This window comes from Curtobacterium sp. MCLR17_054, assembly GCF_003234335.2.
GTDB classification, from domain to species: Bacteria; Actinomycetota; Actinomycetes; order Actinomycetales; family Microbacteriaceae; genus Curtobacterium; species Curtobacterium flaccumfaciens.
Genome location: NZ_CP126263.1, coordinates 919486 through 937897 on the forward strand (window position 1 = coordinate 919486; position 18412 = coordinate 937897).

At 71.1% G+C, this 18412-nt stretch carries 19 protein-coding genes; 12 read left to right on the forward strand and 7 right to left on the reverse strand.

Annotated elements, in window-relative coordinates; translation table 11 throughout:
- Window positions 1-80 precede the first annotated feature (80 nt).
- Both DEJ08_RS04495 and DEJ08_RS04500 read right to left on the reverse strand, forming a co-directional pair.
- A complete protein-coding gene (locus DEJ08_RS04495) occupies window positions 81-560 on the reverse strand; it encodes a peroxiredoxin (RefSeq protein WP_111054527.1) in 480 nt (159 codons plus the stop codon).
- Window positions 561-672: 112 nt separating this feature from the next.
- Entirely contained in the window at window positions 673-1422 is a 750-nt protein-coding gene (locus DEJ08_RS04500) for a CPBP family intramembrane glutamic endopeptidase (protein ID WP_035807570.1), read from the reverse strand.
- A 121-nt stretch (window positions 1423-1543) separates the two neighbouring features.
- Here DEJ08_RS04500 and typA point away from each other — a divergent pair, with 121 nt between their 5' ends.
- From typA to DEJ08_RS04535, 7 genes are all read left to right on the forward strand, one after another.
- Window positions 1544-3466 carry a translational GTPase TypA gene (typA, locus tag DEJ08_RS04505; RefSeq protein WP_027464562.1) on the forward strand — a complete coding sequence of 641 codons (1923 nt, stop codon included), beginning with the start codon at window positions 1544-1546 and terminating at the stop codon, window positions 3464-3466.
- Between the two features lie 100 nt (window positions 3467-3566).
- Entirely contained in the window at window positions 3567-4760 is a 1194-nt protein-coding gene (locus tag DEJ08_RS04510; RefSeq protein ID WP_027464563.1) for an amidohydrolase, read from the forward strand.
- A 117-nt stretch (window positions 4761-4877) separates the two neighbouring features.
- The gene (locus tag DEJ08_RS04515; protein WP_071404165.1) at window positions 4878-5426 is read left to right on the forward strand and encodes a hypothetical protein; all 549 of its coding nucleotides are present in this window, start codon (window positions 4878-4880) and stop codon (window positions 5424-5426) included.
- 19 nt (window positions 5427-5445) lie between these two features.
- Window positions 5446-6630 carry a PIG-L family deacetylase gene (locus tag DEJ08_RS04520; RefSeq protein ID WP_111054526.1) on the forward strand — a complete coding sequence of 395 codons (1185 nt, stop codon included), beginning with the start codon at window positions 5446-5448 and terminating at the stop codon, window positions 6628-6630.
- Between the two features lie 35 nt (window positions 6631-6665).
- Entirely contained in the window at window positions 6666-6983 is a 318-nt protein-coding gene (gene fdxA / locus DEJ08_RS04525; RefSeq protein WP_017887060.1) for a ferredoxin, read from the forward strand.
- Window positions 6984-6996: 13 nt separating this feature from the next.
- Window positions 6997-8115, forward strand: coding sequence for a succinyldiaminopimelate transaminase (gene dapC, locus DEJ08_RS04530; RefSeq protein ID WP_111054525.1), 1119 nt, complete (start codon window positions 6997-6999; stop codon window positions 8113-8115).
- Window positions 8116-8279: 164 nt separating this feature from the next.
- Window positions 8280-9578 carry a citrate synthase gene (locus DEJ08_RS04535; protein ID WP_111054524.1) on the forward strand — a complete coding sequence of 433 codons (1299 nt, stop codon included), beginning with the start codon at window positions 8280-8282 and terminating at the stop codon, window positions 9576-9578.
- 618 nt (window positions 9579-10196) lie between these two features.
- Here DEJ08_RS04535 and dapD read toward each other — a convergent pair.
- On the reverse strand, window positions 10197-11162 hold the full coding sequence (gene dapD / locus DEJ08_RS04540; RefSeq protein WP_111054523.1) for a 2,3,4,5-tetrahydropyridine-2,6-dicarboxylate N-succinyltransferase: 966 nt from the start codon (window positions 11160-11162) through the stop codon (window positions 10197-10199).
- Window positions 11163-11248: 86 nt separating this feature from the next.
- Here dapD and dapE point away from each other — a divergent pair, with 86 nt between their 5' ends.
- The 4 genes from dapE to DEJ08_RS04560 all read left to right on the forward strand — a co-directional run bounded on the left by dapE (window position 11249) and on the right by DEJ08_RS04560 (window position 14721).
- Window positions 11249-12331 (forward strand): succinyl-diaminopimelate desuccinylase, encoded by a 1083-nt coding sequence (gene dapE, locus DEJ08_RS04545; RefSeq protein WP_071404160.1) that lies wholly within the window; start codon window positions 11249-11251, stop codon window positions 12329-12331.
- Entirely contained in the window at window positions 12316-13560 is a 1245-nt protein-coding gene (locus DEJ08_RS04550) for a hypothetical protein (RefSeq protein ID WP_111054522.1), read from the forward strand. Before dapE ends, DEJ08_RS04550 begins: the two co-directional genes overlap by 16 nt.
- A 147-nt stretch (window positions 13561-13707) precedes the next feature.
- Window positions 13708-13878 (forward strand): DUF3117 domain-containing protein, encoded by a 171-nt coding sequence (locus DEJ08_RS04555; protein ID WP_017887054.1) that lies wholly within the window; start codon window positions 13708-13710, stop codon window positions 13876-13878.
- Window positions 13879-13992: 114 nt separating this feature from the next.
- On the forward strand, window positions 13993-14721 hold the full coding sequence (locus DEJ08_RS04560; RefSeq protein ID WP_071404158.1) for an AAA family ATPase: 729 nt from the start codon (window positions 13993-13995) through the stop codon (window positions 14719-14721).
- A gap of 27 nt (window positions 14722-14748) precedes the next feature.
- Here DEJ08_RS04560 and DEJ08_RS04565 read toward each other — a convergent pair whose 3' ends face one another.
- A complete protein-coding gene (locus DEJ08_RS04565; RefSeq protein ID WP_017887052.1) occupies window positions 14749-15381 on the reverse strand; it encodes an O-methyltransferase in 633 nt (210 codons plus the stop codon).
- 64 nt (window positions 15382-15445) lie between these two features.
- On the opposite strand from DEJ08_RS04565, the gene DEJ08_RS04570 reads away from it, so the two are divergent.
- Entirely contained in the window at window positions 15446-15814 is a 369-nt protein-coding gene (locus DEJ08_RS04570) for a twin-arginine translocase TatA/TatE family subunit (RefSeq protein WP_110894138.1), read from the forward strand.
- A gap of 82 nt (window positions 15815-15896) precedes the next feature.
- Here DEJ08_RS04570 and DEJ08_RS04575 read toward each other — a convergent pair whose 3' ends face one another.
- From DEJ08_RS04575 to DEJ08_RS04585, 3 genes are read right to left on the reverse strand one after another with little or no spacing between them, the layout of a single operon-like run.
- Complete coding sequence (locus DEJ08_RS04575) at window positions 15897-16745, reverse strand: class I SAM-dependent methyltransferase (RefSeq protein ID WP_111054521.1); 849 nt, start codon at window positions 16743-16745, stop codon at window positions 15897-15899.
- Between the two features lie 9 nt (window positions 16746-16754).
- Window positions 16755-17915, reverse strand: coding sequence for an Mrp/NBP35 family ATP-binding protein (locus DEJ08_RS04580; RefSeq protein WP_111054520.1), 1161 nt, complete (start codon window positions 17913-17915; stop codon window positions 16755-16757).
- Window positions 17908-18405, reverse strand: coding sequence for a DUF1003 domain-containing protein (locus tag DEJ08_RS04585; protein WP_042539423.1), 498 nt, complete (start codon window positions 18403-18405; stop codon window positions 17908-17910). The genes DEJ08_RS04580 and DEJ08_RS04585 overlap by 8 nt, the downstream gene beginning before the upstream one ends.
- Between the last annotated feature and the right edge of the window lie 7 nt (window positions 18406-18412).

Consider the following 18412-nt stretch of genomic DNA (forward strand, 5'->3'; position numbering starts at 1 on the left):
CGTGCCGTCAATGGTCGTCGCCCCCAGTTGGGGTGTCAATACCCCATCGCGACGCATTCAGGGGAATCCCACGCCGAGGACTACGAAACGAGCAGTTCGATCTGTTCGCGGATCGTCTCGGCCTTCGGGAACCGCAGACCGACCAGGCCGACGTGCCGCCACCGGACCACGCCGTCGGGGCCGATCACGAAGACCGACCGACGCAGGCCGATGCCCGGTGCCTGCACCCCGTAGGCGCGGATCACCGAGCCCGCGGTGTCGCTGAGCAGCGGGAACACGAGCGAGGACCCCCGGGCGAACCCCTCGTGCGAGTCGAGTGCCTGCGGGCTGATGCCCCACACGGTCGCGCCGAGGTCGGTGAACTCGTCGAGTTCGGCCTGGTAGCTGCAGAGCTGGGCCGTGCAGACCGCCGTCGCGTCGCCCGGGTAGAACGCCAGTACCACGGTGCGGCCGATCTCGGCGGACAGGTCGTACTCGTCGTCGGAGCGGACGCCGCCGCGCACGACCATCCCCGGCAGGGTGAACGACGGGGCGGACTCGCCGATCGCGGGGATGCTCATGCGTCTCACGGTAGGGCGGCCCGGCGGGGGTTGCCCCTCGGCGCGCTGAGCGGGGGCTGTGGATGCGCTCGCGACGCGCTGAGCGGCCAGCGGAGCGTCGACGCGCCGCCGCCTACGAGAACAACTGCGGGAACGCGTGCGCCACCCAGGGGTACCCGACGAAGACCACCGCGTCGAGCAGGGCGTGCGTGATGACGAGCGGCAGGAGCCGGCCCCACCTCGTGTAGATCCAGCCGAACACGACGCCCATCACCGCGTTGCCGATGAACGCCCCGAACCCCTGGTACAGGTGGTAGCTGCCGCGCAGCAGGGCGGTCGACAAGATCATCTGCCAGCGGCCCCACCCGAGGTCGCCGAGACGGGCGTAGAGGTACCCGATCACGATCACCTCTTCCTGCAGGCCCGAGCGGATCGCGGACAGCAGCAGGACCGGGACCGTCCACCAGTACGAGTTCAGCGCGGCGGGGTCGACCGCGACCGTGATGCCGAGCGCCCGCCCCGCGAAGTACAGCGCGAGCCCCGGGATCCCGATGCACAGGGCGATGAGTGCCGGGCCGCCCAGGTCCGGCTTCGCCCGGAACCGATCGATCCCGAGCCGGCCGAGGTGCGGTCGCGACGTGCTCCACAGCAGGTAGCAGACGAGCGCGACCGGGGCCAGGTCCACCGCGATGCCGAGGAGCTGCCGGGCGAGGTCGACGTACTGCACCGTCGTCGACGAGGTGTTCAGCGCCGTCGACTGCTCGCCGAGCGGGGTCGTCTGGGACAGGTCGTCGATGATCTGCAGGATCGAGTAGAGGGCGCTGGCACCGAGCGAGAGCAGCAGGACGATGGTGATCTCGACCCACGTTCGCCGACGGCTCATGCGCTGTACTCCTGTCGCTTGCGAACTACCGGTAGACTGGCGTGTCGGGCGTTCTGCCCACGGGTGCGGTGCTGTGAAAACACTGGCCCGACACTCTCCCAGAAATTGAAGGATGTCCTGTATGGCGCTCGCCACCCGGTCCGACCTGCGCAACGTCGCCATCGTGGCACACGTCGACCACGGCAAGACCACCCTCGTCGACGCGATGCTCACGCAGACCAACTCGTTCGACGCCCACTTCGAGGGCGAAGACCGCATGATGGACTCGAACGACCTCGAGCGCGAGAAGGGCATCACGATCCTCGCGAAGAACACGTCGGTGCTCTACAACGGCAAGCACGCGACCGAGTTCGGCGCGGACGGCCCCATCACCATCAACGTGATCGACACGCCCGGCCACGCCGACTTCGGTGGTGAGGTCGAGCGCGGCCTCTCCATGGTCGACGGTGTCGTGCTGCTCGTCGACGCCTCCGAAGGTCCCCTGCCCCAGACCCGCTTCGTGCTGCGCAAGGCGCTCGCCGCGAAGCTCCCGGTGATCCTGCTCGTCAACAAGACGGACCGGCCCGACTCCCGCATCGACGAGGTCGTCTCCGAGTCCCAGGACCTGCTCCTCGGCCTCGCCTCCGACCTGTCGGACGAGGTCGACGACCTCGACCTCGACGCGATCCTCGACGTCCCGGTGGTCTACGCCTCGGGTCGCAACGGCGCCGCGTCGCGCAACAAGCCGAACGACGGCGAGCTGCCCGACAACGACGACCTCGAGCCGCTGTTCGAAGCGATCCTCCAGCACGTCCCGGCCCCGAAGTACGACGACGAGCACCCGCTGCAGGCGCACGTCACGAACCTCGACGCCTCCCCGTTCCTCGGTCGCCTGGCGCTCCTGCGCATCTTCCACGGCACCATGAAGAAGGGCCAGACGGTCGCGTGGGTCAAGCACGACGGCACCGTCGTCAACGCCCGCATCACCGAGCTCCTCATCACGAAGGCGCTCGACCGCTACCCGGCCGAGTCGGCAGGCCCCGGTGACATCGTCGCCGTCGCCGGCTTCGACACGATCACCATCGGCGAGACCCTGACCGACCCCGAGGACGTCCGCCCGCTGCCGACCATCACGGTCGACGACCCGGCGATCTCGATGACGATCGGCACGAACACCAGCCCGCTCGTCGGCAAGGTCAAGGGCCACAAGCTGACCGCCCGCATGGTCAAGGAGCGCCTCGACCGCGAGCTCGTCGGCAACGTCTCGCTCAAGGTCCTCGACATCGGCCGCCCCGACGCGTGGGAGGTCCAGGGTCGTGGTGAGCTCGCACTCGCCATCCTGGTCGAGCAGATGCGTCGCGAGGGCTTCGAGCTCACCGTCGGCAAGCCGCAGGTGGTCACGAAGCGTGACGAGAACGGCAAGCTGCAGGAGCCGTACGAGCACATGACGATCGACACGCCGGAGGAGTACCTCGGCGCGATCACGCAGCTCATGGCCGCTCGCAAGGGCCGCATGGAGAACATGACGAACCACGGCACCGGCTGGGTGCGCATGGAGTTCATCGTCCCGTCGCGCGGCCTGATCGGCTTCCGCACGTCGTTCCTCACGGAGACCCGCGGCACCGGCATCGCCAACGCGATCTTCCACGGCTACGACGAGTGGGCCGGCGCGATCCAGACCCGCATCAACGGCTCGATCGTCTCCGACCGCTCCGGTGTGGTGACGCCGTTCGCCATCACGAACCTCCAGGAGCGGATGTCGTTCTTCGTCAACCCGACCGAAGAGGTCTACGAGGGCATGGTCATCGGCGAGAACTCGCGCGCCGACGACATGGACGTGAACATCACCAAGGAGAAGAAGCTCACCAACATGCGGTCGGCCAACGCCGACACGTTCGAGTCGATGACGCCGTCGCGTCAGCTCTCGTTGGAGGAGTGCCTCGAGTTCGCCCGTGAGGACGAGTGCGTCGAGGTCACCCCCGCCGCCGTGCGCATCCGCAAGGTCGAGCTGGACGCTTCGGCTCGCCAGCGCTCCTACGCGCGTCTCAAGCGCCAGGACGCGTAAGCACCAGCACGAGCAACACCCGCGGAGGCCCGTCCTCCGTCCGACGGCCCGGTCACCTGCAACAGGTGGCCGGGCCGTTCGCGGTTGTACCGTGGTCAGCGTGACTCTCGACCTGCTCTCGATCTACCAGGACCTGCACGCCCACCCGGAGCTCGGCTTCCAGGAGCACCGCACCGCCGGTGTCATCACTGCGAAGCTCGCCGAGATCGGCGGGATCGAGGTGACGACGGGCGTCGGCGGCACCGGCGTCGTCGGTGTCGTGTCGAACGGCGAGGGCCCGGTGGTCTGGCTCCGCGCCGACATGGACGGCCTGCCCGTGCAGGAACGCACCGGCCTGTCCTACGCCAGCGAGCACGTCGGCACCGACGACGAGGGCCGCGAGGTCCCCACCATGCACGCCTGCGGCCACGACATCCACGTCACGTGGCTGCTCGGCACGCTCGAGCGCCTGGTGGCGACCACGGGGGACTGGCGCGGCACGGTCGTCGCCGTCTTCCAGCCTGCTGAAGAGGTCATCTCCGGCGCCCGCGCGATGGTCGAGGACGGCCTGGTCGAGCGGTTCCCGAAGCCGGACGTCGTGCTCGGGCAGCACTCCGCACCCGCACCGGTCGGCATCGTCGCGGTCGGCACCGGCCCCGTGATGGCGTCGAGCGACCGGCTGACGGTGACCTTCAACGGCCGTGGGGCGCACGGTTCTGCGCCGCAGGCCTCGCTCGACCCGGTCGTCACCGCGGCCTCGGCCGTCGTGCGGCTGCAGACGGTCGTCGCCCGCGAGGTCTCGCCGAGCGACGCGGGGGTCGTCACCGTCGGCAGCTTCCACGCCGGCACGCGGGCGAACATCATCCCCGACGAGGCCGTCATCGAGATCTCGACCCGGGCCCGCAACGAGGAGACGCGCCAGCGCATCATCGCCTCGATTGAGCGCATCGTCCGGGCCGAGAGCACGGCCGGAGGCCTGTCCGAGCCGACGATCGTGCGCGCGCCGGGCGCCGAGGTCACCGTGAACGACGCCGAGGCCGCCGCCACCGTGCTCGAGGCCATCCGCGCCGAGGTGCCGGGAGCCCGCGACCTGGAGATCGGGCTCGCCATGGCGTCGGAGGACGTCGGCCAGCTCGCCACCGCAGCCGGAGCGCCGCTCGTGTACTGGTTCACGGGCATCACCGACCCGGAGCGCTTCCGCCGCGGCGAGGAGATCCCGAGCAACCACTCGCCGTTCTACGCGCCGCAGGCCGAGACCGCGATCCCGGTCGGCGTCGACGCCCTGGTCGCGGCGACGCGCGCCTACGTCGCCTGAACCGTCCGTCGGCAAGGAGGCACGGGGCGGCCCCGCCGCGCACGTGACCGCCCCGGGGACGGCACGTTCACAGCCAACTCGCGCCGGGCCTCCCGGCTCGTCCGTTACGGTCGCGCCATGCGTTCCCTCCGTACCCCGCTGATCGCCGCCGTCGCTGCCGGCATCGCCCTGGCCGGACTCACCGGCTGCTCGACCCAGGCCGTGCAGCAGGCCACCGACCTCGGGTCCTCCGTCGCGTCGAACGTCGCGGACGGGGTCGCCGGCATCGACGGCAAGGCGATCCAGGACGGCATGTCCTCGGTCGCCGGGGGCATCGACGGCGCGCTCGACACGGCGCTCAAGGGCGCCGACGTGACGTCCGACGGCAAGGTGCCGGACGGGTTCCCGTCGGCCGACGTCCCGCTCGTCGACGGCACCGTGCTCGGCGGGGGAGCCGGCCCGAACGGCTCCGGGTGGGTCGCGCAGGTCCGGGCGGCCTCGGTCGACGACTTCCAGGCCGCCGTGCAACAGCTCACCGACGCCGGGTACACCGAGTCGGCGAAGCGTGCGGACTCGTCGAGCGCGTTCGGCATGTTCCGGAGCGACGCCTACCGCGTCGTCCTGACCTTCTCGGAGACCAAGGACAGCGGCGGCGTCACGGCGACCTACATCGTCACGCCCCGCTAGTCCCGTACCCTTGGGGACGATGTCGAAGGCCCCCGCCACGCGCCCGGAGCGCGTCCTGATCGTGCACGCCCACCCCGACGACGAGACGCTCTCGTCGGGCGGGACCATCGCGACCCTGCTCGAGCGCGGCGCCGAGGTGACCGTGCTCACCGCGACCCGGGGCGAGCGCGGCGAGATGCTCACGGAGCAGTTGGCTCCGCTGGCCGGGGACCCCGCGCGGGTGGCACGGCACCGCGAGACCGAGATCGCCGCGGCCCTCGCCGCCCTCGGCGGGCCGCAGCACCTGTGGCTCGGCGGGCGCGGTGCCCGGCCGACCGACCTGCCGGAGCGTCGCTACGTCGACTCCGGCATGCAGTGGGGCCCGGACGGGCGGGCCACCGCCGCGGACGACGCCCCGGCCGACTCGCTGACCGCGGCAGACCTGGGCGAGGTCGTGGACGACGTCCGCGCCGCGATCCGCTCCACCGGTGCCGACGCCGTGATCAGCTACGCCGACGACGGCGGCTACGGGCACCCCGACCACGTGCGGATGCACCACGCGGCGCAGTACGCGGCCCGTGCCGAAGAGGTCCCCTTCTCGATGATCGTCGACCCCGGCAGCGGCCAGGCCGACCTCACGGTCGACGTCCTGCCGGTCCGCGCCAAGGTGCGCGCGGCCGTCGAGCAGTACCGCTCCCAGGTCGCCGTCGACCCCGTGGACCCCGCCGACCCGAGCGCTCTGTCGTGGGTGATGCCGCACGGCGTCCGGCAGCACGCCCCGGCGGTCGAGGCGTTCCGGCACGACGCGGCCCCGCAGCCGGCGGCCCCGCAGACCTACGCCGAGATGTCCGGCCAGGGCAAGGCCGCGGCGGTCGTGGTCTCGCTGCTGCTCGGGCTGCTCGCGGGCGGGCTCGGGACGGTCACGCACCAGCAGACGCTCGGCGCGTTCCCGGTCGGACTCGTCATCACCACCCTCATCGTGCTCGGCCTGACCGTGGGCGTGCGGCTCGTCTACCGCTCGCGGGCGATGGTCGCCGCGATCGGCATCGGGATCCTCGTCGCGACGCAGGTGCTCGTGTCGGTCGGCGGGGAGAGCTCGCCGCTCGTCCTCGCCAACGCGGCCGGGTACGTCTGGACCTTCGCCCCCGCGGTGATCGCCGCCCTGGTCCTCGCGTGGCCGGACCTGTCGGGGCTGCGGTCCCGGACGGCCCCGGGCCGCGAGTAGACTCGAACCCGCTCGTCGAAGGGAGCACCCGAACCGTGACCTACGTGATCGCCCAGCCCTGTGTCGACGTCAAGGACCGTGCCTGCATCGACGAATGCCCGGTCGACTGCATCTACGAGGGTGACCGCTCGCTCTACATCCACCCCGACGAGTGCGTCGACTGCGGTGCGTGTGAGCCGGTCTGCCCCGTCGAGGCCATCTACTACGAGGACGACCTGCCCGACCAGTGGGCCGACTACTACAAGGCCAACGTCGAGTTCTTCGACGAGGTCGGGTCGCCCGGCGGCGCTGCGAAGGTCGGCGTGATCCACAAGGACCACCCCGTCGTCGCGGCCGAGCCCGTGCGCGGCTGACCGGACCCCCCTCGTGGCGCTCGACCTCCCCGACTTCCCCTGGGACCAGCTCATCCCGTTCAAGCAGCGCGCTGCGGCGTACGAGGGCGGCATCGTCGACCTCAGCGTCGGATCGCCCGTCGACCCCACACCCGAGGTCGTCCGCACCGCCCTGGCCACCGCGACCGACGCGCACGCCTACCCGCAGGTCGCCGGCACTCCGGCGCTGCGACAGGCCATCGCCGACTGGTACGGCCGTCGGCACGGCGTCGCCCTGACCGAGGCGAACGCGCTGCCGACGATCGGCTCGAAGGAGTTCATCGCGGGCCTGGCGCTCTGGCTCGGCATCGGGCCCGGTGACACCGTGGTGTTCCCGGCCGCCGCGTACCCGACGTACGAGCTCGGCGCCGCACTGGTCCGGGCCGAGGCTCTCGCGTCGGACGACCCCGCCGCGTGGCCGTCCACCACGAAGCTCGTGTGGCTGAACTCCCCGGGCAACCCCGACGGCCGCGTGCTGACCATCGACGAGCTCCGCGCCGCCGTGGTGCGCGCCCGCGAGCTCGGAGCCGTCATCGTCGGCGACGAGTGCTACGCCGAGCTCGGGTGGGACCCGGAGTACGCCACCACCCCGACGCCCACCATCCTGGACCCCCGTGTGGTCGGTGACTCGCTCGACGGCGTGCTCAGCGTGTACTCGCTGTCGAAGCAGTCGAACCTCGCCGGCTACCGTGCGGCCTTCGTCGCCGGTGACGCCGCGATCCTGGCCGATGTCCTGGCCGTCCGGAAGCACGCCGGGCTCATGCCGCCGCTGCCCGTGCAGCAGGCCATGGTCGTCGCGCTCCAGGACGAGACCCACGTGCAGCAGCAGAAGGCCCGCTACCGAGCGCGCCGGAACATGCTCCGGCGAGCACTCGAGGATGCCGGGTTCCGGATCGACCACAGCGAGGCCGGGCTCTACCTCTGGGCCACCCGCGGTGAACCCGCACTCGACACCGTGGCCTGGCTCGCCGACCGCGGGATCCTCGTCGCACCGGGCACGTTCTACGGCGCAGCAGGGGGCGAGCACGTCCGCGTGGCCCTGACGGCGACCGACGAGCGCATCGCCGCAGCGTCGCAGCGACTGGCGAGCAGCCGTCGCCTCGGCACCGCGTAGCACGGACACGAGTTGTTCCGGTGGTGCCCGCAATCCCTGGGAACCACCAAATCGTCACCTGGGATGTGTGCACGACCGACAGGTGCCGCGATTAGGCTGTCCTCGTGACTGACACTGCCAATGACGCTCAGAAGACGGCCACACCGCCCACCACGCCCGTCCCCGTGAGTCCCGCCGCCGAACAGCAGGGCGCGACCGCGACGCTGACGTTCCCGGGTGGCACGGCGGAGTTCCCGATCCTGCAGAGCGTCGACGGCGCGTCCGCGATCGACATCTCGACCTTCAAGAAGCAGACCGGGATGAACACGCTCGACTACGGGTTCGTGAACACCGGTGCGACGAAGAGCGCGATCACCTACATCGACGGCGACCAGGGGATCCTGCGCTACCGCGGGTACCCGATCGACCAGATCGCCGGCAACTGCACCTTCCTCGAGGTCGCGTGGCTCCTGATCTACGGCGAGCTGCCGACCCCCACCGAGCTCGAGCAGTTCGACGCCCGCATCCGTCGGCACACCCTGCTGCACGAAGACCTCCGCCGCCTGTTCGACGCCCTGCCGCACTCGGCGCACCCGATGTCCGTGCTCTCGAGCGCCGTGAGCGCCCTGTCCACGTACTACGAGGACGACATGGACGTGGACGACCCCCAGAAGGTCGAGTTGCAGACCGTCCGGCTCCTCGCCAAGCTCCCGGTCATCGCGGCGTACGCCCACAAGAAGGCCATCGGGCAGGCGTTCCTGTACCCGGACAACTCGCTGTCGTTCGTCGACAACTTCCTGCGGCTGAACTTCGGCACCATGGCCGAGACCTACAAGCCCAACCCGGTGCTCTCGAAGGCGCTTGAGCGGCTCCTCATCCTGCACGAGGACCACGAGCAGAACGCCTCGACCTCGACGGTGCGCATGGTCGGCTCGACGAAGGCGAACATGTTCGCCTCGATCTCGGCCGGCATCAACGCCCTGTACGGCCCGCTGCACGGCGGCGCGAACGAGGCCGTGCTCGAGATGCTCCAGCAGATCAAGGACTCGGGCGAGCCCGTGACGCGCTTCGTCGAGCGGGTGAAGAACAAGGAGCAGGGCGTCAAGCTCATGGGCTTCGGGCACCGTGTCTACAAGAACTACGATCCGCGCGCGAAGCTCGTCAAGGAGTCCGCGCACGAGGTCCTCGAGTCCCTCGGCGTGCAGGACGACCTGCTCGACATCGCGATGGAACTCGAGCAGATCGCACTCGAGGACGAGTACTTCGTCAGCCGCAAGCTCTACCCGAACGTCGACTTCTACACCGGCATCATCTACAAGGCGATGGGCTTCCCGCCGCGGATGTTCACCGTCCTGTTCGCCATCGGTCGCCTGCCGGGCTGGATCGCCCAGTGGCGCGAGCTGAACAACGACCCGCTCAACAAGATCGGTCGCCCGCAGCAGCTCTACGTGGGCGCGCCCGAGCGCGACGTCCCCGCGCGCTGATCGACCCCGAGCGCCCCGCCCCACGGTTCCGTGGCGCGGGGCGCTCGTGCGTGTGCGCCGCGTGCCGCCGTCCGGCGGGACGCGCCACTCGCCTCCGCCGAGTGGTCGCGAACGGTCGTCCGGCGGGTGTCGAAACGACGGTTCGTGCGCCCTCGGTGCGCGCAGGCCGCGTGTTGTGACAGCTCGCGGGGCGGGGTGGGGCCCTGGACGCGACGGCCTGGAGGCCCGGTGGCGGTCTCGTGGACCGGCACCGGGCCTCCAGGCGGGTGCGTCGGGCGCGGCGTGGCGGGACGCGCCGCTCACCTCCGCCGAGTGGTCGCGAACTGTCGTCGGGAGGGTGTCGAAACGACGGTTCGTGCGCCTTCGGCGCGCGCAGGCGGCGTGTTGTGACCACTCGCGGGGCGGGGTGCGGCCCTGGACGCGACCGCCTGGAGGCCCGGTGCCGGTCTGGTGGACCGGCACCGGGCCTCCCGGCGGGTGCGTCGGTGGGAGCGCGATCGTGGGCCGCGCCGCTCACCTCCGCCGAGTGATCGCGAACTGTCGTCCGGCGGGTGCCGGAGCGACAGTTCGTGCGCCCTCGGCGCGCGCAGGCGGCGCGTCGTGACCGCTGGCCGAGCGCTACGCGTGCAGCGCGGTGTTCAGCTGGATGCCCTCGCCCTTGCGCTGCAGTGCCTCGACGGCGCCGCTGATGCTGTTGCGGCGGAACAGGATGTTCGGGGTGCCGGAGAGCTCCGCGGCCTTGACGGTCTTCGGGGTGCCGTCGGGGTTCGGTGCCGCGCCGACCAGCACCACCTTCGTGCCGGCCGTGACGTAGAGACCGGCCTCGATGACGGAGTCGTCACCGAGCGAGATGCCGAGGCCCGCGTTCGCGCCGAGCAGCGCGCGCTCGCCGAGCGAGACACGGTGCGTGCCGCCGCCGGACAGCGTGCCCATGATCGAGGCGCCGCCGCCGATGTCGGTGCCGTTGCCGACGACGACGCCCTGCGAGACGCGGCCCTCGATCATGGCGTCACCGAGGGTGCCGGCGTTGAAGTTCACGAAGCCCTCGTGCATGACCGTCGTGCCCGGCGCCAGGTGTGCGCCGAGGCGGACGCGGTTGGCGTCGCCGATGCGGACGCGGTCCGGAACGACGTAGTCGAGCAGGCGCGGGAACTTGTCGATGGCGTGCACGGCGATGCCGGCGCGCTGCAGGGACGGGCGCAGGCGCGTCAGGGAATCGGGGTGCACCGGGCCGGCGTTGGTCCACGCGACGATCGGCAGGTGGCCGAAGACGCCGTCGAGGGAGACCTCGTTCGGGCGGACGTGCAGGTGGCTCAGCAGGTGCAGGCGGAGGTACGCGTCCGGGGTGCTCGTCGGGCCGGCGTCGATCGTGATCTCGGTGGTGACGGCCTCGATCCGGACCTCGCGGCGGGGGTCGTCACCGACGTGCGCCTGCAGCTCGGCGGGGAACACGGCGTCGGCGGGCAGCGGGCCGAGGTGCGTCTCCGGGTACCAGGTGTCGAGCGTCGTGCCGTCGGCGGCGATCGTCGCGAGGCCGTGGCCCCAGGCGTGGGTCGGGCGGTCGGAGGCAGTCGTGTCGGTCACGGCTCCAGGGTACCGAGCGGCCGTCGGCGGGCACCGTCCGGCCGGACTGCCGGGGCGGTGCGAGGGGCGGCCGGTAGGCTGCCCGCATGCCGGAGCACCTCGACCTCACCGCCTCGTCCATCGACATCACCCGTGCCATCTGCGACATCGAGTCGGTGTCCGGCAACGAGCAGGCCCTCGCCGACGCGATCGAGGCCGTGCTCGCACCGCTGCCGCACCTCGAGGTGATCCGCGACGGCGACGCGATCGTGGCGCGGACGAACCTGGGCCGCGACCGCCGGGTCGTCATCGCCGGTCACATCGACACGGTGCCGCTCAACGACAACCTGCCGACTGAGTTCCGGACCACCGAGGACGGCACCGAGATCCTCTGGGGCCGCGGCACCGTCGACATGAAGGCCGGCTGCGCGGTGCAGCTCAAGCTGGCGTACGACCTGGTCGACCCCTCGGTCGACGTCACGTGGGTCTGGTACGACCACGAGGAGGTCAGCGACGCCCTGAACGGCCTCGGCCGTCTGGCCCGGACGCGACCCGAACTCCTCACCGCCGACTTCGCGATCCTGGGCGAGCCGTCCGGGGCACAGATCGAGGGTGGCTGCAACGGCAACCTCCGCGCCGAGATCCGCACGTTCGGCAAGCGTTCGCACAGCGCCCGGAGCTGGATCGGCGACAACGCGATCCACAAGACCGCCCCGATCCTGGCCACCCTGGCCGCCTACGAGCCCCGCACCGTCACGGTCGACGGGCTCGAGTACCGCGAAGGCCTGAACGCGGTCGGCATCAGCGGCGGCATCGCGGGCAACATCATCCCCGACGAGGCGATGGTGCACGTGAACTACCGGTTCGCCCCCTCGCGCTCGGCCGACGAAGCCGTCGCCCACATCCGCGAGCTGTTCGACGGGTACGAGGTCACGATCGTCGACCTCGCCGCCGGTGCCCGCCCCGGACTCGACGCCCCGCTCGCGCAGGACTTCGTCGCGGCCGTCGGCGGACCGGAGCCCCGTCCGAAGTACGGCTGGACCGACGTCGCACGCTTCTCGGCGCTCGGGGTCCCCGCGGTCAACTACGGCCCCGGCGAGCCGGTCTTCGCCCACCACGACGACGAGCAGGTCCCGGTCGCGCAGATCACCGCGGTCGAGGCCGGGCTGCGTCGGTGGCTGACGGCCTGACGACGGCGGGGGCCACCCGGAGGACCCCTGCCCGGAACCGCTGGCGGGCCCGGTACCGGGTCGTCCCGTGGTGGGTGCGCATCACGGTCGTGTACGTGCTGGCGCGGCTCGTCACGGGCGCCATGATGCTCGCCTTCGCCCGCGTGCAGGCGGCGAACTCGTTCACCGTGCAGAGCCCGGTCTACCTGTCGTTCGCGTCGATCTGGGACGGCGCCTGGTACCGCGTGATCGCCACGGGCGGGTACCCGTCGACGCTGCCCGTCGACGCCGCCGGACACGTGACCGAGAACGCGTGGGCGTTCATGCCCGCGTACCCGTTCCTGGTGCGCGCGCTCACGCTGCTCACCGGAGCATCGTTCGAGTTCGTCGCGGTCTCGGTGTCGTTGCTCGCCGGACTCGGGGCCGCGCTGGTGTTCCGCCGCCTCATGGGACGGTTCCTCGACCCCGCACGGGCGACGTTCGCCACGGTGCTGTTCTGCGTCGCACCGGTGTCGGCGATGTTCCAGGTGGCCTACGCGGAGTCGATGGGCCTGTTCCTGCTGCTCGTCGCGCTGCTGCTCATGGTGGATCGACGGTGGTGGGCGATGCTGCCCGTCGTGCTCCTGCTCGGCATGACCCGACCGACGGGGCTCGCCTTCGCGTTCCTGGTGGTGCTCTTCGTGGCCGCGTGGGCGATCCGCCCGGCGTGGGTGCGCTCGTCGGAACCGCTGACCCTCCGCCGGCTCGTCCCACCCGCGGTGGTCGCCACGGTGTCGGGTCTGGTCGGTCTGGCATGGCCGGCGATCGCGTGGGCGGTGACCGGGGTGCCGAAGGCCTACACCGACACCGAGCTCGCCTGGCGGTCGTCGTACATCGGGTGGAAGGAACTCGTGCCGTTCGCGCCGTGGGTGCAGGGGTTCGGGTGGTGGTTCGGGCAGCCGGCCGGCACGGTGCTGCTCGTCGTCGTGCTCGTCGGGTTCGCGGCGTTCGTGTGCATGCCGGCCGCACGCCGGATCGGCATCGAGCTCCGACTCTGGGGTGTGGCGTACCTGGTGTACCTGCTGGCGGTGTTCTTCCCGCAGTCGAGCACCTGGCGCATCCTCGTGCCGATCGCACCGCTGCTCGGCATCGTGGCGCTGCCGCGGTCGCGGGTGTACCGCGTGGCCGTCGTCGTCGCGTTCGTCGGGCTGCAGTGGGTCTGGCTGTACTACACGTGGTGGATCGACGGCTACGACTGGACCCCGCCGTGATCGATGCGGGGTACCGGAGGCCCGCGGATCCGCGTTCTGCGGAGCATCCGGACGGCGCATCCGACACCCCCAACCTGGGCGGTTTCGCAGTTGCCCCCTCCATACGGGATAATGGGGCTGCATTTACTGCACGAAAGGGGACATCTGATGGCAGCCATGAAGCCGAGGACCGGTGACGGGCCGATGGAGGCTGTTAAGGAGGGTCGACTCATCATCGTGCGGGTTCCGCTCGAAGGTGGAGGCCGCCTGGTCGTCTCGGTCAACGATGCCGAGGCCAAGGAACTCCACGACGCACTCGCTGAGGTCGTCTCGGCCTAGTACGTCGAAGCACCAGAACGGAAGGCCCGGAGCGTGTACGCTCCGGGCCTTCCGTCTGCCCGCCGGTAGCGGGCGCCCACACGCGGTGTCGGTCGGCTCCGGCAGGATGGGGCCGTGCCGAGGACCCACCTGCCCATCCGACGCGTCGAGGAGTACCGCGACCCGGACCCGATGCCGCGCGACGAGTGGCCGGCCACGCTCCCGCCGATCCGGCAGCTGCTCGACGAGGGCCTCGACCTGGACCCGGTGACGGTGTTCGTCGGGGACAACGGTGTCGGCAAGTCGACCCTGATCGAGGCCATCGCGCTCGCGTTCGGGATGTCCCCGGAAGGCGGCTCGACCGGGGCACACCACTCGACCCGTCCGTCCGAGTCGGACCTGTGGCAGCACATCGCCCTGCGACGTGACTTCGGTGCGCCCCGCGGTGGTTTCTTCCTGCGTGCTGAGACGATGCACGGCTTCTTCACCTACCTCGAGGAGCACCCGAACCGCAGTCGCCCCGAGCCGGTGTTCCACGAGCGCAGCCACGGCGAGGCGTTCCTGGACTTCGTCATCGACCGGGCGCGTTGGCCCGGCCTCTGGATCCTCGACGAGCCCGAGTCCGCCCTGTCGTTCTCGGGCTGCCTCACCCTGATCGCACTGTTGCGCTCGATCGTCGAGAGCGGCGTCGGCCAGGTCGTGCTCTCGACCCACTCACCCGTGCTCGCCGCCTTCCCGGGCGCGACGATCCACGAGGTCGGCGAGTGGGGCCTGCGGCGCACCGAGTGGCGCGACCTCGACCTGGTGCGGAACGAGCGTGCGTTCCTCGAGTCGCCCGAGCGGTACCTGCGGCACCTGGACTGACCTGCGCGAGCGCCGGCGGGTCGAGCGCTAGTTGGTGACCTTCGTCAACTGCAGCAGCCCGTCACCGGCGGGCGACAGCGCGCTGCGCACCGCACCCGAGGTCGACACCTCGGTCAGGAGCAGGCGGAAGTCCGTGGTGGCGCGGTCGCGCTTCACCGGGTCGGCCACGCGTCCGCGCCAGAGGGCGTGCGGCACCAGGACGGTGCCACCCAGGCGGGCGAGCCGCAGACCGTGCTCGACGTACTCGATGACGTGCTCGGGGTCGGCGTCGACGAGCACGACGTCGTACGAGGCCTCGTTCATGCGGGGGAGCACCTGGTTCGCCCGGCCGGGGATGAGCCGGATCCGTGCGGGGGCGGTGCCGGCGCTGATGTAGGCGTCGCGGGCGAACTGCTGGTGGTCGACCTCGACGTCGATCGTCGTCAGGGTCGCGTTCGGGGCGCCGGCGAGCAGGTACAGGCCGGAGACCCCGAGGCCGGTGCCGATCTCGATGATGCTCGTGGCTCGCGAAGCTGCCGCGATGACCCCGATCTGCGCACCGATCGCGGGCGAGATCGCTTCGACCCCGAGTTCCAGGGAGTGCTCACGAGCACGGGCGATCGCCTCGGTCTCCGAGACGATGTCCTCGGCGAACTTCCAGTTCGACTCTTTCTCTGACACGCACACTCCGTTCGGGAGACAACTCTAGAGGTGCAACGCAGCAGCACGCGTTAGGCTCGCTCGCGTGGACATCCCGCTCGACAAGATCCTGATCATCGGGGTCATCGGCGTCCTCTTGCTCGGGCCGCAGCGCCTGCCGATGTACGCCCAGAAGCTGGCCGAGTTCGTCAAGGCCGTCCGTCGCTTCGCCGACACCGCGAAGGAGCGGATGCGCGACGAGATGGGCCCCGAGTTCGACGACATCGAGTGGCAGAAGCTCGACCCGCGCCAGTACGACCCGCGCCGCATCATCCGAGACGCCCTGCTCGACTCCGGTTCCAGTGCGGCCGCGGTGCAGACCGCGCAGGTGACGGCCTCCAAGGTTCGCGCGACGGCTCCCGTCGTGCCCCTGGCCGCCGGTGAACCGGCACCCTTCGACGCCGAGGCGACCTGACGCCCGTCACGTCCCCACCTGACGGACTGGAGGCCCGGTGCCAGCTGGCACCGGGCCTCCAGTCCGTCAGGGGGTCGCGTCGTCAGTCGCGGGTGGCGACGATCGTGTAGGTCGTCGGCATCCGGTCGCGGTCGTGTTCCGGCCAGGCCCACGAGCCGGTGTCGGTCTCGACCATGCGGGAGCTGAAGCGCCACGGCAGGGTCCGGCCCTCGTCGAGCCGTCGGAGCCGCAGCCCGGCACCGAGCAGGGCGTTCACGATCTCGGACAGCGGGTGCGGCCACTCGAAGGTGCGGGTGTTCGCCACGGTCCCGTCGCCGGCGTAGGTGCCGGCGTCGTCCCACTGCTGCGCGGTGCCGTCCGGGAAGTACCGGTACCGGGTGACGAGCTCGTCGGCGTCCTCGTCGAGGGCGTACAGCGCCGGATGTCCGTCGCGGATGAAGAACACCCCGCCGGGGCGCAGCAGGCCGGCGACCTGCGCAGCCCAGCGGTCGAGGTCGGGGAGCCAGCAGATCGTGCCGATGCTCGTGTACACGACGTCGAAGTCGCCGGTGACGGCGGCCCGGGCATCGAGGACGTCGGTCTCGACCCAGGTGACGTCGAGCCCGAGGCGCGATGCGAGTCCGGCGGCCGAGGCGAGGGCGGCGGGGGAGAAGTCGACACCGGTCAGTCGGGCACCCTCGCGGGCGAGCGACACCGTGTCGGTGCCGATGTGACACTGCAGGTGACAGACGTCGAGGCCCGCGAGCGAGCCGTTCGGCAACCAGGGCGTCAGGACCGGCAGGTCCTCACGGACGACGTCCGAGCGGTGGCCGGGGTCGGCGAGTGCGTCGATCGCGTAGGCGCCCTCGTGGATCGGCACCCGGTCGTCCCAGTTCGCGCGGTTGGTGGCGCGTGCGTGGTCCCAGTCGACATCGACGTGATCGGTGCTCATGCCCCGAGCCTAGGACAGCGACAACCCGAGCTTCCGGCCGGCGAGCCCGCGTCCCATCGTGGTGATCCGGTCGGCGATCGCCGTCAGGGCCACGGCGGACGGGTCCTCCGGGGCACCGAGCACCACGGGCACGCCTGCGTCGCCGCCCTCGCGTAGCGGCACGGACAGCGGCACGGTGCCGAGCACCGGGACGGGGACGTCCTGCCCGCGGGACAGCCGTGCGGCGGTCTCGGCGCCACCACCCTCGCCGAACAGGTGCAGCACCGAGCCGTCGGGCTGCACGAGCCCCGCCATGTTCTCGACCACGCCGATGACCCGCTGTCCGGTCTGCCGGGCGACGATCCCGCTGCGCTCGGCGACGTCGGCCGCGGCGGCCTGCGGGGTCGTGACCACCAGGACCTCGGCGTGCGGCAGCAACTGCCCCACCGAGATCGCGACGTCGCCGGTTCCCGGGGGCAGGTCGAGCAGCAGGACGTCGAGGTCGCCGAAGAACACGTCGGTCAGGAACTGGTTGACGGTGCGGTGCAGCATCGGTCCGCGCCACGACACCGCGGTCGAGACGTCGTCGACGAACATGCCGATCGAGACCACCTTCACGTCGTACGCCACCGGCGGCAGGATCATGCTGTCCACCCGGGTCGGACGGGGTGCGACCCCGTGCTCGTCGGTCAGACCCATCAGGCCGGGGACGCTGAAGCCGTGCACGTCGACGTCGACGATCCCGACCCGCAGGCCCCGGCGGGCGAGCGCGACGGCGAGGTTCACGGTGACGGTGGACTTGCCGACGCCACCCTTGCCGCTCGTGACGGCGATGACGCGCGTGAGCGAGTCCGCGGTGAACTGGATGCCCTTGGGGCGGCCGGCTCGCAGCCGCTCGGTCAGTGCGGCGCGCGTGGCCGGGTCCATCACGGACACGTCGACGTCGACTGCGGCGACCCCCGGGACGGACCCGGTGGCGACGCGGACGTCGCGCTCGATGGTGTCGGCGGCGGGGCACCCCACGATCGTGAGCTGCAGGTCGACGCGCACCGCGCCTCCTGGCTGCACGTCGACACCACGGATCATGTCGAGCTCCGTGACGGGGCGGCGGATCTCGGGGTCGATGACGCGGCCGAGCGCAGCGAGGACCGCCGTGCCGAGCTGTTCGTCGGTGTGGGCGGCCTCAGCCACGGGTGGAGCTGTCGTGTTCGTCCGCGTACCCGGCCTCGTCGGCGTCGCGGCGGTCGAGCTCCTCGAGCAGGGAGCGGAGCTCGGCGCGGATGAAGTCCTTCGACGCCATGTCCCGCATCGCCAGGCGCAGGGCCACGACCTCGCGGGCCAGGTACTCGGTGTCGGCCAGGTTGCGCTCGGCGCGCTGGCGGTCCTGCTCGAACTGCACGCGGTCGCGGTCGTCCTGCCGGTTCTGCGCGAGCAGGATCAGCGGGGCGGCGTACGAGGCCTGCAGCGAGAGCACGAGCGTCAGAGCCGTGAAGCCGATGGCCGCCGAGTCGAACTGCCACGGCTTCGGCGCCAGGGTGTTGTAGCCCATCCAGACCACGCAGAACAGCGTGAGGCCGATGAGGAACCACGGCGTGCCCATCCCGCGGGCGATGCCCTCGGTCGCACGACCGAAGGTGTCCCCGCGACCACGGCGGCGGCTGGGGAGCACACGCGTGCGCATGCCCTTG